Raw genomic sequence first — 13,764 nt, forward strand, 5'->3', positions numbered from 1 at the left:
AATAAAAGGCTAAGAGAGCACACTTGACCGTCATTTTAAACGCTATCATTCCTGTCGCCCTTGTCGTGTTGATTGGGGTGGTGTTGGTTAAATGGCGGTTTGTTAGAGCTGAGTTTTTTGAAGATTTATCGACAGTTGTTTTCAAAGCCTTTATCCCTGTATTTTTATTCGTTAACGTTTATGAAACGGGTTTAGAGGATATTGGCACTACCCTGATCGCTTATTTCACGCCAGTTTTAATCGTTTTTGTAATATTGGCGCTGACCATGAGCCATCGTATAGCCCTAGCGTCGACCTTTTCGAACAATGTACTGGTGGGAATCCCGGTCATATTGTCGGTCACTGGGCAAAAAGGCTTGGTGATTAGTTTGGCGGTGATATCGGGTCATAGTTTAATCCTTTTTAGCACCTTCTTTTTGTTTTCGACGCGAGTCAACGTAACACCATCCAAGTTTAAGGCGACCCTTGGAATTTTCAGTAACCCCGTCATCTTAGGTGTGGTCTTAGGCTTGCTTTTTAACCTGTTTGAAATTCCCATCCCGACTCAGTTGTTCACTCCGCTACAAATGGTATCGGATGCAGCGCTACCTTTAGCTCTAATTATTTTAGGTAGCTCACTTGCAAGCATTCGAACCATTAGCCGTTCGGTAATTAAGAAAACAGCCTTGGTCACTTCAATTAAACTATTGCTGATCCCTTTGGTGGTGTTTAGTTTTGGCTACTGGGTTATGGGTCTAAGCGAGACTTATTTATTATCGCTGACAATATTGGCCGCTTGCCCTACCGGTATCAGTATTATGCCCTTTGTGGAGGCGGTAGAAAGCGATCGTAAGGTAGCTCATAACACCATAGCGTTAACGACTCTGTTGTCCGTTATCACAATTCCGATTACGATATGGTTAGTACAAACGCTGTATTAAGCTGGGAAATGGTTTGATAGTGACTCCGCAGAAAAAACTTTAGCAGACCGAGGTATCGTATGAAGATCATAAAAGTCGCAATAATGACAGGGCTGGCGGCATTGCTCCTAACCAGTTGTAAAACCACAGACATTAACCGCGTGTTAGAAGGCTTAGGCGGCAATCAACAGTTATCCAACGAAACGGTGGTGGCTGGATTAAAGCAGGCGCTCGAAGTCGGCACTAAAAATAGCGTCAACAGCACCAATAAACCAGGTGGTTTTAGTGATAATCCATTGATTAAAATCGCGGTTCCTGAGGAGCTGGATAATGTTGCTGGGGCCTTGCGGAAAGTAGGTCTGGGCAGTTATGTGAATAATTTTGAGCGCCAAATGAATCGTGCCGCAGAAAAAGCATCGGGCGAGGCTAAAGATGTCTTTATTAGTGCCATTAGCTCGATGTCGATTTCCGATGCTTGGGGTATCTTGCGCGGTGGTGATAATGCTGCGACTAACTATTTCCGCGAAAAAACACAAAATAGCTTAGAGCGCCGATTCCAACCGATTATTACTAATAATATGGAAAAAGTAGGCTTTTATAATGATTATAAACAATTGCTAGGAGCCTACCAAAAACTGCCTTTCACAGAAAAGCCCAACATGAACATTGAAGATTATGTCATGGACGAAACTCTGGACGGACTTTTCACCTTAGTTGCTCAGGAAGAGAAAAAAATACGAGACAACCCCGTCGCCAGAACCACAGAGCTACTACAAAAAGTCTTTTCTCAGCAGTGATTTCACACAAAACTTGATAGCGAAAGGTCACTGGTCTGGCCTTTCGCGCTAAAATAATGTATCAATAGAGCCCTACAACAAAAATTAGGGTGTCTCAGTGAATTATCATGTCACTACGATCAACTTTGAAGCATCTGATGGCTTTGAACTGGCTGCCTGTGTTTATGCTCCGGCAGCAAAAAGTGAAAGCAAAAAAGTGTTACTGATAGGATCGGCTTTCGGTGTGCCTTATCAGTATTACAAACATTTTGCGGGGTATATGGCGGAGCTAGGGATAACTGTTGTCACATTTGATTATCGTGGTATTAGCCATTCCCAGCACGGCAATATGCCGACTGAAGAAATCTTGATGCAACATTGGGGAGAGCTAGATCTAGAAGCTGCCATACAGTTTATTAAAAGAACCTACTCCCCTGAAAAGCTCTTCTACTTAGGGCATAGCGCCGGTGGGCAAATCATTGGTCTAGCGCAATCTAGCCTTGAGTTCGACAAAATCATTATTGCAGCTAGTGGTGTTGGAACCTGGCGTTTGTGGCCAGGGCTACAGAAATATGGGATTGCTGCAATATGGTACTTGGTATTCCCTGCGGTGCTATCTGTGCAATTTGGTGACTTTTTTAAGTCGCGCTTTCTCGGGCCTACACCGGTGCCTAAAAATGCTGTAAAGCAATGGTTACGCTGGGCTCGCTCAAATGACTACTTGTTTACACCTAAGCACGACATTGACACTCAGCTTTATAGGAGCATCGATGCAGACCTTTTAGCGCTTACAATCAGTGATGACTGGTATGCGCCGTCACAAGCGAGGGATGGACTGCTAAAACACTACCCCAAGACTAAGCAGACAGTCCTCAATATTTCTCCATCCGCAATAGGCCTTAAAAAAATCGGGCACTTTGGTTTGTTTAAGAAAAAGCAGGAAATCAAAGAAGGAATATGGCAACCTATAGTTAATTTTTTAAATCAAAAGGAAGGGCTTTGATGTCTGAACGCGAGAAAAAAACCTCGGAAGCAATAGAAACATGGAACTTCGTTTTTCCAAACCAAAGCAACCCTTATGGCAACATGTTCGGTGGAGAGCTGCTCGCCATTATGGACTCCACCGCTGCTCTAGCCGCGATTCGATATTCAGGACGCACAGTGTCGACGGCTTCAGTAGAACGCGTTATTTTTAAGCGCCCAATCTTTGTTGGCGATAGAATTAAAACCATCGCCAAGGTAGTTCTAGTCGGTAGAACCTCAATGATGGTGCGCACAGATGTCTTTGTTGATAAAGGTGGCGAGGAAGGCGATGTCCTTAGTACAACCGCACACTTCACCTTAGTAGCGTTCGATGAAGAGCGAAACACCGTAGAGATACCTGAATTAATTATTGAAACTGACAAAGAGCGCAAACACTTCGAACTTGCGGAGCAAATCAAGTCACATGTGGGACGTCGAGAAGGACGAATTAAAAACGTCGTGGAGAAATGGAAATGATAAAAAAGATAGGGTTATTCATTGTATTACTTGGGTTAGCTAGTTTTACTGCAGCGAAAGAAGTCATTATTGGTGATGTGACTATAAAGTTACCTCTTCAAGAGGGGTTTATGGAGCTTCCTGAAACACACTTCTACACAGAGTTTATGCAGGACTTTACGCCACAAACGAATGAGTTGTTGGTGATACAGGCTCCGAAAGATGAGCTAACGCAAACTCTGGAGATGAAAGGCGAGCAGTTTAGTACAAGCATCGTGATTCAAACTTTTAAAGGCACTAAATACCGCCAAGTTTCGAAAGCAGAGTTTGGTCAAATTAAAGACTTCATGAAACAAAACTTTGAGCAAATCAGTGAAACTTTAAAACAGAGAATTAATAGCGAAATGGATGCCTCGTCAAGCAAGGTGTCGAATAAATACGATGTCGACGTGGCCTTATCAATCACAGATATGGTCCCGCTGGAAATTTTTGCAGATACCGCAAATCATTACGGCTCTACTTACTTGATGAAAAGTAGTGTCGCCGTCGATGGTGAAGCAGAAGATAATGATAATGTGTTAATGGCGATTAACGTGATGCTAGTAAAAGGAAAGATTATTTATCTATATGTTTACAACTTGGATGAAGGTGAAGAGAGTCATCAAGAGTTGCTACAGTTATCAAAAAAAGTAGCATTAAGTATATCAGAGGGAAATGCTGCGTTAGAGAATAAATAGGTAGGGTTGTCTACGACAATCATTAAAGCCCATAAAACAAAAAAGGTCGCTAATGCGACCTTTTTTGTTGGACGTAAATCATTTATTTTGACGGTGGGGTCATAGTTGAACCGTGTGCTTGTGCGTCCTGTATTTTTTGTCTATCGCGTTCTTGCCTAGCTTTGTATTCTGCTACAGTCCAGCACTGCATTTTTTTGAAGTGACTCCCAACACGTGCTGACTTTTTACAAATAACCTTTTGGTCTTTGCTATCGCTAGAAGCCTGCTCAGTTTTAGTATTATTATCAGTCGATGGGGAGTTAGTGGCACAACCTAAAAATGCAAAAGAAAGACCTAAAATAACCAGTGGTTTTAACATAATATAATCCTTTGTTTTATATATCTGGCTAGACATTAACAAAGTTGAAAGTATTAAATAAGACAATATTTGTAACAAGTTATGTCACAATAGCGCGTTTTTAATTACTAATTAAGAGCAGGTTGCTAAACCCCCAGTGGGGGTAATCAATAAGAAGGTTAAAAACGAACATGACTAAGGGTTGAGTTTAAAAAAGGCCGCAAAAGCGACCTATTAAAGTTAGTTCTTTGATTGACGTCTTTGTGTTGGGTGACGTCGTTTTTGCTTAATCGGAATTGATGGTTTTAGATCTGCAAGATACTCAGGCTTAATGTCGAGTTTAGGTAACTCATGGCCTACATATTCTTCAATTGCAGTAAGGTTCATGGCGAAGTCTTCGCCTGCAAAACTCACGGCATCGCCTTCGGCACCAGCACGTGCGGTACGACCAATACGGTGTACATAATCTTCCGGATCGTCAGGTAAATGATAATTAAAGACGTGTGTAACGTTGTCAATATGCAGACCACGTGCTGCAACATCGGTGCACACAAGCACATTAACGGTGTTATTTTTTAGGTCATCAAGAAGCTTCAAGCGCTTTTTCTGATGCACATCACCAGTTAACAAGCCTGCTTCAATATCATTACCACGTAAGCAAGCCCAAACATGCTCCGCTGCACGCTTAGTATTGGTAAAAACGATAGTGCGTGGTGGGCTCAGACGTTGCATTAAGCCAACCAATAAAGGCAAGGCCTCATCACGACTTGGATAGAATAAAGCTTCACGGATCTTTTTAGCTGTGACTTGCTCGGCCGCGATTTGAATGTGTTGCGGGTTGTGCATATGCTCGTAAGCAAGCTCTTGAACGCGATGGGACAGAGTCGCTGAGAACAACATGTTCATGCGATCGTTAGCCGGCGGCATACGTTGGAACATATATCGAATGTCTTTAATAAAGCCTAGGTCGAACATACGATCCGCTTCGTCTAAAACCACGCTATCAATAGCTTCTAGGCCATAAGCGTTTTGTTTTAAGTAGTCAATTAGGCGGCCTGTAGTGCCGATCAAAATATCCACGCCTTTTTCCAGTTGAAGGCGTTGTTTTTGATGATCTTCACCCCCATATACTACTCGAATCTTGAATTTTGTATGCTTAGCAAGCTTCAGGGCATCTTTAGCAATTTGTACGGCCAACTCGCGAGTTGGTGCCATGATGATAGAGCGGGGTTCGTTAGCACGACGACCTTCGATTTCTGGTAAGGTCAACATATCGTTCATGACCCCCAATAGAAATGCGATGGTTTTTCCGGTACCGGTTTGCGCCTGACCAGCAACATTTTGGCCTTTTAGCAATAGTGGCAGGGTTTTCGCCTGAATTGGCGTGCAGTACTGAAAGCCAAGGTCATTGATTGCCGAAAGTAGTTTCGGATGTAAGCCTAAGTCGCTAAAACGAATGTCGGATAAATGTGATTTGTCCATCTATTATAACTTTTTACCATTGGATGCTTGCAAAATTGCAAGTCATTGTATCAAATAGAGCCATTGTGCGTCTGATAGCTACTGAGCGCAAGTGAATTAGCAGGAGAAAATTGAATGAGTGACAAAATTGTATACCTTAGCGATGCGACTTTTGAAGAAGAAGTCTTAAAGTCAGACGGCCCAGTGTTGGTTGATTATTGGGCTGAATGGTGTGGTCCTTGTAAAATGATTGCACCGATCTTAGACGAAATCGCTGAGTCTTATGAAGGCAAAGTTAAAGTTGCTAAGTTGAACATCGACGAAAACAACGAAACGCCACCAAAATACGGTATTCGCGGTATTCCAACATTAATGTTATTTAAAGACGGCAATGTTGAAGCGACTAAAGTTGGTGCTGTTTCGAAATCACAGCTAATGGCGTTTATAGACAGTAACATCTAAGCTGAGATCTGTTAGTAATGACACAAAAAGAGGCTTCGGCCTCTTTTTTGTACAATAGATGCAAAATTAACCACTCCAAGCGCTAGACAGCACTAACATCAAGTGCTACATTTAACCTTGCTGAACACAGCGTCCAAAAAAAGCCCTCGGGCAACTCCGTTTCTATTCCAAACACTAATTTCATGGGAACATGTAGCATTGCCTATCAATGCGTCAATAAATAATCTTTCACATTATGAATTTAACAGAATTAAAGCAGAAATCAGCTCAAGAACTGTCTGAAATGGCTAAAGCCGTTGGTCTTGAGCACATGGCGCGTATGCGCAAACAGGACATTATCTTTGGCCTACTCAAGAATCATGCCAAAAGTGGTGAAGATATTTTTGGTGGTGGAGTTCTAGAAATCTTGCCGGACGGTTTTGGATTTTTACGCTCAGCAGAAGGTTCGTACCTGGCTGGTCCAGATGATATTTACGTCTCGCCAAGCCAAATCCGACGCTTCAACTTGCGCACGGGTGATACTATCGTCGGCAAAATACGCCCACCTAAAGATCAGGAACGCTATTTTGCCCTACTTAAAGTCGCAGAAATCAACTACGACAGCCCAGAAAACTCCCGCCGCAAACTCTTATTCGAAAACCTAACACCACTACACCCAGACGTCCGTATGCGTATGGAGCGTGGTAATGGTTCGACAGAAGATATTACAGCACGCGTTATTGATTTGGCAGCACCGATCGGTAAAGGTCAGCGTGCCTTGATTGTGTCACCGCCAAAAGCGGGTAAGACAATGATGTTACAAAACATCGCACAATCCATTACCTATAACCACCCAGACTGTATGCTTATCGTACTTCTTATCGACGAACGTCCAGAAGAAGTTACGGAAATGGAGCGCTCAGTTAAAGGTGAAGTTGTAGCTTCTACGTTCGATGAACCAGCCGCGCGTCACGTACAAGTGGCAGAAATGGTTATCGAAAAAGCGAAACGCTTAGTCGAGCATAAAAAAGACGTTGTAATCCTACTCGACTCGATTACCCGACTAGCTCGTGCTTACAACACCGTAGTGCCATCGTCAGGCAAAGTATTAACAGGTGGTGTAGACGCTAACGCCCTACAGCGCCCAAAACGATTCTTCGGTGCCGCTCGAAACATCGAACACGGTGGTAGTTTAACTATTATCGCCACAGCGCTAGTCGATACAGGCTCAAAGATGGACGAAGTTATCTACGAAGAGTTCAAAGGTACCGGTAACATGGAATTACACCTTTCTCGCAAGATTGCAGAGAAACGTGTGTTCCCAGCCATCGACTTTAACCGCTCAGGCTCTCGAAAAGAAGACCTACTAACGACTCAAGAAGAGCTCCAGAAAATGTGGATTTTACGCAAAATCCTACATCCAATGGATGAGTTAGACGCGATTGAGTTCTTGATCGACAAGATGGCGATGACGAAGACTAATGACGAGTTCTTCACATCCATGAAAAAATAACCTAGAAAACGTCTTTTTAGGTTTTTTCTTTGTTAGTCTCTTGCTCGCTCGGTTACGTATTCTTATACGCGCCCTCGCTGTGCAAGAGACTGCCTCGCAAAAGAACTAAAAATATACTTTTCTAGTGATATTTTTTTAATTTAAAAATAATCTTTTTCTTCCTATGCATTGTTGTAGCAAGGTTTTTAATTTCCTCATTTACTTTATGTAAACTCGTTATTAAAAACCTTTCTACGCCTCGCCTAGAAAGAAAAATCTTTATTTTTAGTTAAGTGTTCTTTTATTAAAATTCTTAATTTTTAAGATTGCCTCGTAAAACCCATTTCTGGGACTATCTTTGTAGAAGGAGCTAAGTATTAATTTTAAGGAAAAAATTAATCAAAATATGGAATTCCGTAAGGTTCATCTAATAGCTGCTTTCTTCTTTAGTTTAATATTTTCTGCGGCACTTGTAGGTTTTGTTGGTGGACTAATTGAGTCAGTAAGGCAAGAAGAATGGTCGCCGATACTAACAGGGCCACTTGGTTATTCGTTTTTCAGTATCTTTTATACCCCCTCTTAGCTCCGCCTTACTTAGTATTAATGGCCGCCTTGATATTACTTAAGAAAGTCAATCGTTATACACTTGTTTTCGTAGGATGTATCTTTGGCTTCACATTCTGGCTAACTCTGCATTTAACAGAAAACTGGCTACCATTTTCAGAGTATGGTTATGTACTGTACAGTTTAGCAGGCGCTCTTGGGGGCTGGATAACTTACAGAGTTTTGGATAAAAACTCGTTAGAAAAAGAGCAAAGCCCTAAAGACTAGCGTTCTTTGATACCCCTTTGAGCTTGCTGAAGGTTTTTAAGAATTATTGGAACAAAGCATTTTGATGTCTGAGCGTAGCGAGTTCCAAAATGCGCCAATCATTCTTAAAAAGGGAAGGTAGCCGTAGGCCAAGCGACTGGGGTGTCTTTTCTTTTGGTTCGTTTTCTTTGGACAAGCAAAGAAAATGAACGTATAAACTTATATAAGAAAAAAGAGAAGGACTATATGAGAATTCTAATAACTGTATTGTTAATACTGATATCACCTCTTCTTAAAGCTAATGAAGTAGTGTTCCCTGAAGGAGTGGAATCTGGCTATGTTCTGTTTAAATTGGATATTTCAAAAGAAGGCAAACCCATAAATATCGACATCGTTGAGGACTACCCCAAAGGTGTTTTTGTAGAAAGCGCTCTAAAAGCATTAAAGCAATGGACATTTAAAGTCAGATATATTGATGGAGAACCAGTAATGCAAGAAAATATGACGTATAAAATGGAGTTTAAAGTCGAAGAAGAATAGTAAAACACCTAATAGGTAGGGTTTTACTCACAATCTGCTAAAATACCCCCAATACCAAACAACTCCCAATCCCATGCAATACAAAGATCTTCGTGATTTTATCGAAAAACTAGAATCGATGGGCGAATTAAAGCGCGTGTCGATGGAGGTTGATCCTAATCTTGAAATGACGGAGATTTGCGATCGAACCTTACGCGCTGGTGGCCCAGCGATTCTTTTTGAAAATGTAAAAGGACACTCGGTGCCGGTGTTAGGAAATTTATTCGGCACGACACGCCGCGTTGCTCTAGCTATGGGTAAAGAAGATCTAAAAGAGTTGCGTGAGCTGGGTGAGTTATTGGCATTCTTAAAAGAGCCAACGCCACCATCAGGCTTTAAAGATGCTTGGCAGCAGTTGCCGGTCTTTAAAAAAGTCATGAATATGTCGCCGAAGCAGGTTAAAAAAGCACCGTGCCAAGAGATTGTGATTGAAGGCAATGCGGTAGACTTAACCAGTATTCCGGTGCAAACCTGTTGGCCGGGTGATGCTGCACCTTTAATGACTTGGGGTTTGACGGTTACTAAAGGCCCTCATAAAAAGCGTCAAAACTTAGGCATATATCGCCAACAAGTGATCGCTAAGAACAAGCTGATCATGCGTTGGTTGGCTCACCGAGGCGGTGCGTTAGACTTTAAAGAGTGGTGTGAAAAACACCCTGGCGAACGCTTTCCTGTTTCGGTGGCTTTTGGTGCCGATCCAGCAACAATTTTGGGCGCTGTAACACCAGTACCTGATAGCCTAAGTGAATACGCTTTTGCTGGTTTATTGCGCGGTCAGAAAACCGAAGTGGTTAAATCTATCGGCAACGATTTGCAGGTGCCCTCATCTGCCGAGTTTGTCTTGGAAGGTTATATTGAGCCGGGTGAGATGGCGGATGAAGGTCCTTATGGCGATCACACTGGTTATTATAATGAGGTGGATAGCTTCCCTGTCTTTACCGTTGAGCGAATCACTCAACGCACTAACCCTATTTATCATTCGACCTATACTGGCCGTCCGCCCGATGAGCCTGCAATCTTAGGCGAAGCATTGAATGAAGTGTTTGTGCCTATCTTGCAGAAACAATTCCCTGAAATTACGGACTTTTACTTACCGCCAGAAGGCTGCTCATACCGCCTTGCAGTAGTCTCGATGAAGAAGCAGTATCCAGGTCACGCGAAGCGAGTAATGATGGGGGTTTGGTCATTCCTACGTCAGTTTATGTACACCAAGTTTGTGATTGTGGTGGATGACGATATTAATACACGCGACTGGAAGGATGTTATCTGGGCGATGACAACGCGGGTTGATCCGACGCGTGATTGTACGTTAGTCGACAATACGCCAATCGATTATTTAGACTTTGCGTCGCCTGTGTCGGGCCTGGGTTCGAAGCTGGGTATCGATGCGACCAATAAATGGCCTGGCGAAACCGATCGCGAATGGGGCGAGCCCATCGTCATGGATCAAGCCGTTAAAGACAAAGTCGATAGCATGTGGGACGAGCTTGGGCTTGAGCCTGATGCTAACGACTAGCACTATAAGAAAAAAACAGAGGATTTATGTCTGAGCAGAGCCAAGCACAATTTGTCGAATGCCAAGTATCGTTAGTGCGCCGAGTCGGGCGCGATGTTTATTGGGTCGAGCTTGAGCCAATAGGCGGTGAATTACCAAGTTATAAAGCTGGTCAGTATTTAATGTTGGAGTTAGAGGATGGGTCACTACGCCCTTTTTCTATCGCTAGCTCGCCGTTACAGGATATTTTAGAGCTGCATATTCGTCGCCTACCTGGCCATGACGAAGCGGATATCATCGTCAATCAATTAAAACATCAGAAAAAAGTCAGGGTGCAACTACCACACGGCGATTGCTTGCTGACTGATAGTGAACGTCCGGCTGTGTTTATTGCGGGTGGTACTGGCTTCGCACCGTTTCACTCCATCATTAAAACAGCTTTAAGAAGTAAGAACCCTCGGCAATTGACTTTGTATTGGGGAGCCCAGACCTCACCTGATTTGTACCTGCACCGTGAACCGTTGGAATGGGAAAAGAAGTATTCAAATTTCACGTATGTGCCGGTTCTTTCAGGGCTTGACGAAGAGTGGCAAGGTCGAAAAGGCTTTGTGCACCATGCCTTTATGCTCGACCACGATGATATTACGGATATGGATATTTATGTTGGCGGATCAGAGCCAATGGTCATGTCGGTTTATCAGGATCTGCTCGATCGTGGCGTAGACAAAAACTCTATCCACTCCGACATTTTGAACATTAAACGTCAAATGGGTTTATTGGACTAACAGATAAATCATCTAGACTTAGATGCTAGAAGTTATTAAACCCGTTTGAAAATTAGCGATGTATTAATGCCACCGAAGGCAAAGTTATTGCTCATTATGTACTGATGAGTCATGCGACGATCGTTTTCGGTGATGTAATCCAGATCAGCACACTCCTCATCTACATCGCGTAAATTGGCGGTAGGTGCGTACCAATCGTTACGCATCATCTCAATACTGAGCCACGCTTCAATCGCACCACAGGCGCCTAAGGTATGGCCAAAATAACTTTTCAGCGAGCTGATTGGAACTGGGCGTTGAAAGACCTGTCGGGTGGCGTGGGTCTCTGCAACATCGCCGCGGTCGGTTGCCGTACCGTGTGCATTCACATAGCCAATATCATCGGGACTAAGGTTAGCGTCTTGCAAGGCAAGCTGCATAGCCACAGCCATGGTTTCTTTTTGTGGCTGAGTGACGTGAGCGCCATCGGAATTACAACCGAAACCCACAACCTCTGCTAAAATTGTGGCGCCACGGGCTTTGGCATGTTCGTACTCTTCGAGGATTAAGGTGCCCGCACCTTCTCCAACGACTAAACCATCACGGTTTTTATCAAACGGACGTGGTGTTAACTCTGGCGAATCATTCATCACTGAAGTAGCAAATAAAGAATCAAAAACCGCACCTTGGGTGATGCACAGCTCTTCTGCGCCACCGGCCAGCATGACTTTTTGTTGGCCATATTTAATTGCTTCGTAGGCGTAGCCGATACCTTGACTACCCGAGGTGCAGGCACTACTGGTCGGGATTATGCGCCCTTTGGTGCCAAAGAAAACACCCATGTTAACTGGTGCGGTATGGCTCATCATTTCAACGTATGAAGTAGAGGTAAAGCCTTTCATCGGGCCACCCTTAATCAGATCGCCAAAGACAGGGATGGCACGAGTGCTACCCGAAGAAGAGCCATAGGCGATGCCAGTATCACCATTAGTTAGTGCTTCATGCTCTAAAAGCCCTGCTTGCTTAAGGGCCATCTGGCTAGCACAAGTAGCCAGCAGCGACACTCGCCCCATACTACGAATCTTTTTGCGTGGAAGTTTAGGGAACTGGTAATCCACTGGAGCAGCAAGGCTAGTGCGGAGTCCCTCGCATTGTTCCCACTCGGGCATCACACGAACTGCATTGTTTCCTTGTTTAAGTTTGTCAACAATGTCATTCCAGTTATCACCAAAAGCAGTGATACCTGACATACCCGTAACGACCACACGATTCATTAAGCCATCCCTCCATTGACCGAAATGACTTGGCGAGTTAGGTAACCCGCGGTATCGGAGAATAGATAACTGACTAGGCCGGCGATTTCCTCAGGTCTACCCATGCGACGGGCAGGGATAACCTTCATAGCTTCCTGAGTGATTTCATCGTCGATCATGTCGGTTTCAATAAGCCCTGGAGCAACACAGTTCACAGTGATTTTGCGCCGTGCCAACTCGACAGCTAAAGCTTTTGTGGCACCAATAAGTCCGGCTTTTGAGGCACTATAGTTAACCTGACCGCGATTTCCTAAAACCCCGGAAACAGAAGACATAGCGACGATTCGACCACCCTTTTTGGCTCGAACCATCGGCATAACTAATGGTTGCACCACATTATAAAAACCATCGAGATTTGTATGAATAACATCGTCCCAGTCGGTATCGGTTAGTGCTGGGAATGCTCCATCACGAGTAATACCAGCGTTACACACCACGCCATAATAAGCACCATGCTCCGCCACATCCGTTTCAAGCGCTTGTCGCGTTTGTTCGCGATTAGCAATATCGAATTGAACCAGTCTTGCAGTGCCACCATTGTTAGTAATTTCCTGTATTGTCTGCTCGGCAAGTTCGATGCCAGAGCGACAATGGACAGTGACCTCAAAGCCATCGCTGGCCAGTTGAAGCGCGATGCTCTTGCCGATACCACGGCTAGACCCTGTGACTAATACTCTTTTGCTGGTCATAATTTTTATCTATCTTAAAAGTTGGTTTTCATCGTTTGTTTCGAAGACGTTTAGCTTTGCTTCGGCTACCATTTCGCCATTAAAAGTTATGGCACATTGAAACGCACCTAAGCCTGAGTCATCCATAAATAATTCTTCAACCTCAACCTGATAGCGTTTGCCCTGCTCTAAAACGGCTTGGTGTAACTCCATTTTGCGAGTGCCGAGTAAAAATCCAAGTTTAACCGACTGATTGTTCAGCTGTGAGCGGATGCCTGCTAAAGCTGCAATAGCTTGAGCCATATACTCAATAGCTACCAGATTTTCTACGCCGCCAAGGTTAGCATCATAAAAGCGCGACTGCTCTGTGATAGACACTTCGGCTTGTAACTTGTTGGCCTCAAAGTCGACAACACGATCAATCAGCACCATCGGCTCAGAATGTGGAATAAAGTCTGAAACGGGTGAGGAAATTAGCGTTTTTTTAGTGGTTGTGTCTATGGCTTGTATCAT

The 13,764-nt window shown here is 43.7% G+C and carries 16 protein-coding genes; 11 read left to right on the top strand and 5 right to left on the bottom strand.

Annotated features, from left to right (window positions below):
* Positions 1-23: 23 nt before the first annotated feature.
* From ABD128_RS07555 to ABD128_RS07575, 5 genes are all read left to right on the top strand, one after another.
* On the top strand, positions 24-920 hold the full coding sequence (locus ABD128_RS07555; RefSeq protein WP_343988808.1) for an AEC family transporter: 897 nt from the start codon (positions 24-26) through the stop codon (positions 918-920).
* 59 nt (positions 921-979) lie between these two features.
* Positions 980-1,696 (top strand): DUF4197 domain-containing protein, encoded by a 717-nt coding sequence (locus ABD128_RS07560; RefSeq protein WP_343988810.1) that lies wholly within the window; start codon positions 980-982, stop codon positions 1,694-1,696.
* A gap of 97 nt (positions 1,697-1,793) precedes the next feature.
* Positions 1,794-2,678: an alpha/beta hydrolase family protein gene (locus ABD128_RS07565; RefSeq protein ID WP_343988812.1), complete on the top strand. Its 885-nt coding sequence runs from the start codon at positions 1,794-1,796 to the stop codon at positions 2,676-2,678.
* Entirely contained in the window at positions 2,678-3,175 is a 498-nt protein-coding gene (locus ABD128_RS07570; RefSeq protein WP_343988814.1) for an acyl-CoA thioesterase, read from the top strand. Before ABD128_RS07565 ends, ABD128_RS07570 begins: the two co-directional genes overlap by 1 nt.
* Positions 3,172-3,891, top strand: a complete 720-nt coding sequence (locus ABD128_RS07575) for a hypothetical protein (protein WP_343988816.1) — start codon at positions 3,172-3,174, stop codon at positions 3,889-3,891. Before ABD128_RS07570 ends, ABD128_RS07575 begins: the two co-directional genes overlap by 4 nt.
* Before the next feature lie 82 nt (positions 3,892-3,973).
* Here the strand turns inward: ABD128_RS07575 and ABD128_RS07580 are convergent, their stop codons facing one another.
* Both ABD128_RS07580 and rhlB read right to left on the bottom strand, forming a co-directional pair.
* Complete coding sequence (locus ABD128_RS07580) at positions 3,974-4,249, bottom strand: hypothetical protein (protein ID WP_343988818.1); 276 nt, start codon at positions 4,247-4,249, stop codon at positions 3,974-3,976.
* 219 nt (positions 4,250-4,468) lie between these two features.
* Entirely contained in the window at positions 4,469-5,710 is a 1,242-nt protein-coding gene (gene rhlB, locus ABD128_RS07585; protein WP_343988820.1) for an ATP-dependent RNA helicase RhlB, read from the bottom strand.
* Between the two features lie 114 nt (positions 5,711-5,824).
* Here rhlB and trxA point away from each other — a divergent pair, with 114 nt between their 5' ends.
* The 6 genes from trxA (at position 5,825) to ABD128_RS07615 (ending at position 11,291) form a co-directional block, all read left to right on the top strand.
* Positions 5,825-6,151 (top strand): thioredoxin TrxA, encoded by a 327-nt coding sequence (trxA, locus tag ABD128_RS07590; RefSeq protein ID WP_110200296.1) that lies wholly within the window; start codon positions 5,825-5,827, stop codon positions 6,149-6,151.
* A 235-nt stretch (positions 6,152-6,386) separates the two neighbouring features.
* Positions 6,387-7,643 (top strand): transcription termination factor Rho, encoded by a 1,257-nt coding sequence (rho, locus tag ABD128_RS07595; RefSeq protein ID WP_343988822.1) that lies wholly within the window; start codon positions 6,387-6,389, stop codon positions 7,641-7,643.
* A gap of 495 nt (positions 7,644-8,138) precedes the next feature.
* Positions 8,139-8,453, top strand: a complete 315-nt coding sequence (locus ABD128_RS07600) for a hypothetical protein (protein WP_343988823.1) — start codon at positions 8,139-8,141, stop codon at positions 8,451-8,453.
* Between the two features lie 225 nt (positions 8,454-8,678).
* Positions 8,679-8,972, top strand: a complete 294-nt coding sequence (locus tag ABD128_RS07605; protein WP_343988824.1) for an energy transducer TonB — start codon at positions 8,679-8,681, stop codon at positions 8,970-8,972.
* Positions 8,973-9,045: 73 nt separating this feature from the next.
* The gene (gene ubiD / locus ABD128_RS07610) at positions 9,046-10,527 is read left to right on the top strand and encodes a 4-hydroxy-3-polyprenylbenzoate decarboxylase (protein WP_343988826.1); all 1,482 of its coding nucleotides are present in this window, start codon (positions 9,046-9,048) and stop codon (positions 10,525-10,527) included.
* Between the two features lie 26 nt (positions 10,528-10,553).
* A complete protein-coding gene (locus tag ABD128_RS07615) occupies positions 10,554-11,291 on the top strand; it encodes an NAD(P)H-flavin reductase (RefSeq protein WP_343988828.1) in 738 nt (245 codons plus the stop codon).
* 35 nt (positions 11,292-11,326) lie between these two features.
* On the opposite strand, the gene ABD128_RS07620 is transcribed toward ABD128_RS07615, so the two are convergent.
* From ABD128_RS07620 to ABD128_RS07630, 3 genes are read right to left on the bottom strand one after another with little or no spacing between them, the layout of a single operon-like run.
* Positions 11,327-12,544: a beta-ketoacyl-ACP synthase gene (locus ABD128_RS07620; protein ID WP_343988830.1), complete on the bottom strand. Its 1,218-nt coding sequence runs from the start codon at positions 12,542-12,544 to the stop codon at positions 11,327-11,329.
* Positions 12,544-13,272, bottom strand: coding sequence for a 3-ketoacyl-ACP reductase FabG2 (locus ABD128_RS07625; protein ID WP_343988832.1), 729 nt, complete (start codon positions 13,270-13,272; stop codon positions 12,544-12,546). Before ABD128_RS07625 ends, ABD128_RS07620 begins: the two co-directional genes overlap by 1 nt.
* 9 nt (positions 13,273-13,281) lie before the next feature.
* On the bottom strand, positions 13,282-13,764 hold the full coding sequence (locus ABD128_RS07630) for a hotdog family protein (protein WP_343988834.1): 483 nt from the start codon (positions 13,762-13,764) through the stop codon (positions 13,282-13,284).

The sequence above is a fragment of the Kangiella japonica genome, assembly GCF_039523535.1.
Lineage (GTDB): Bacteria > Pseudomonadota > Gammaproteobacteria > Enterobacterales > Kangiellaceae > Kangiella > Kangiella japonica.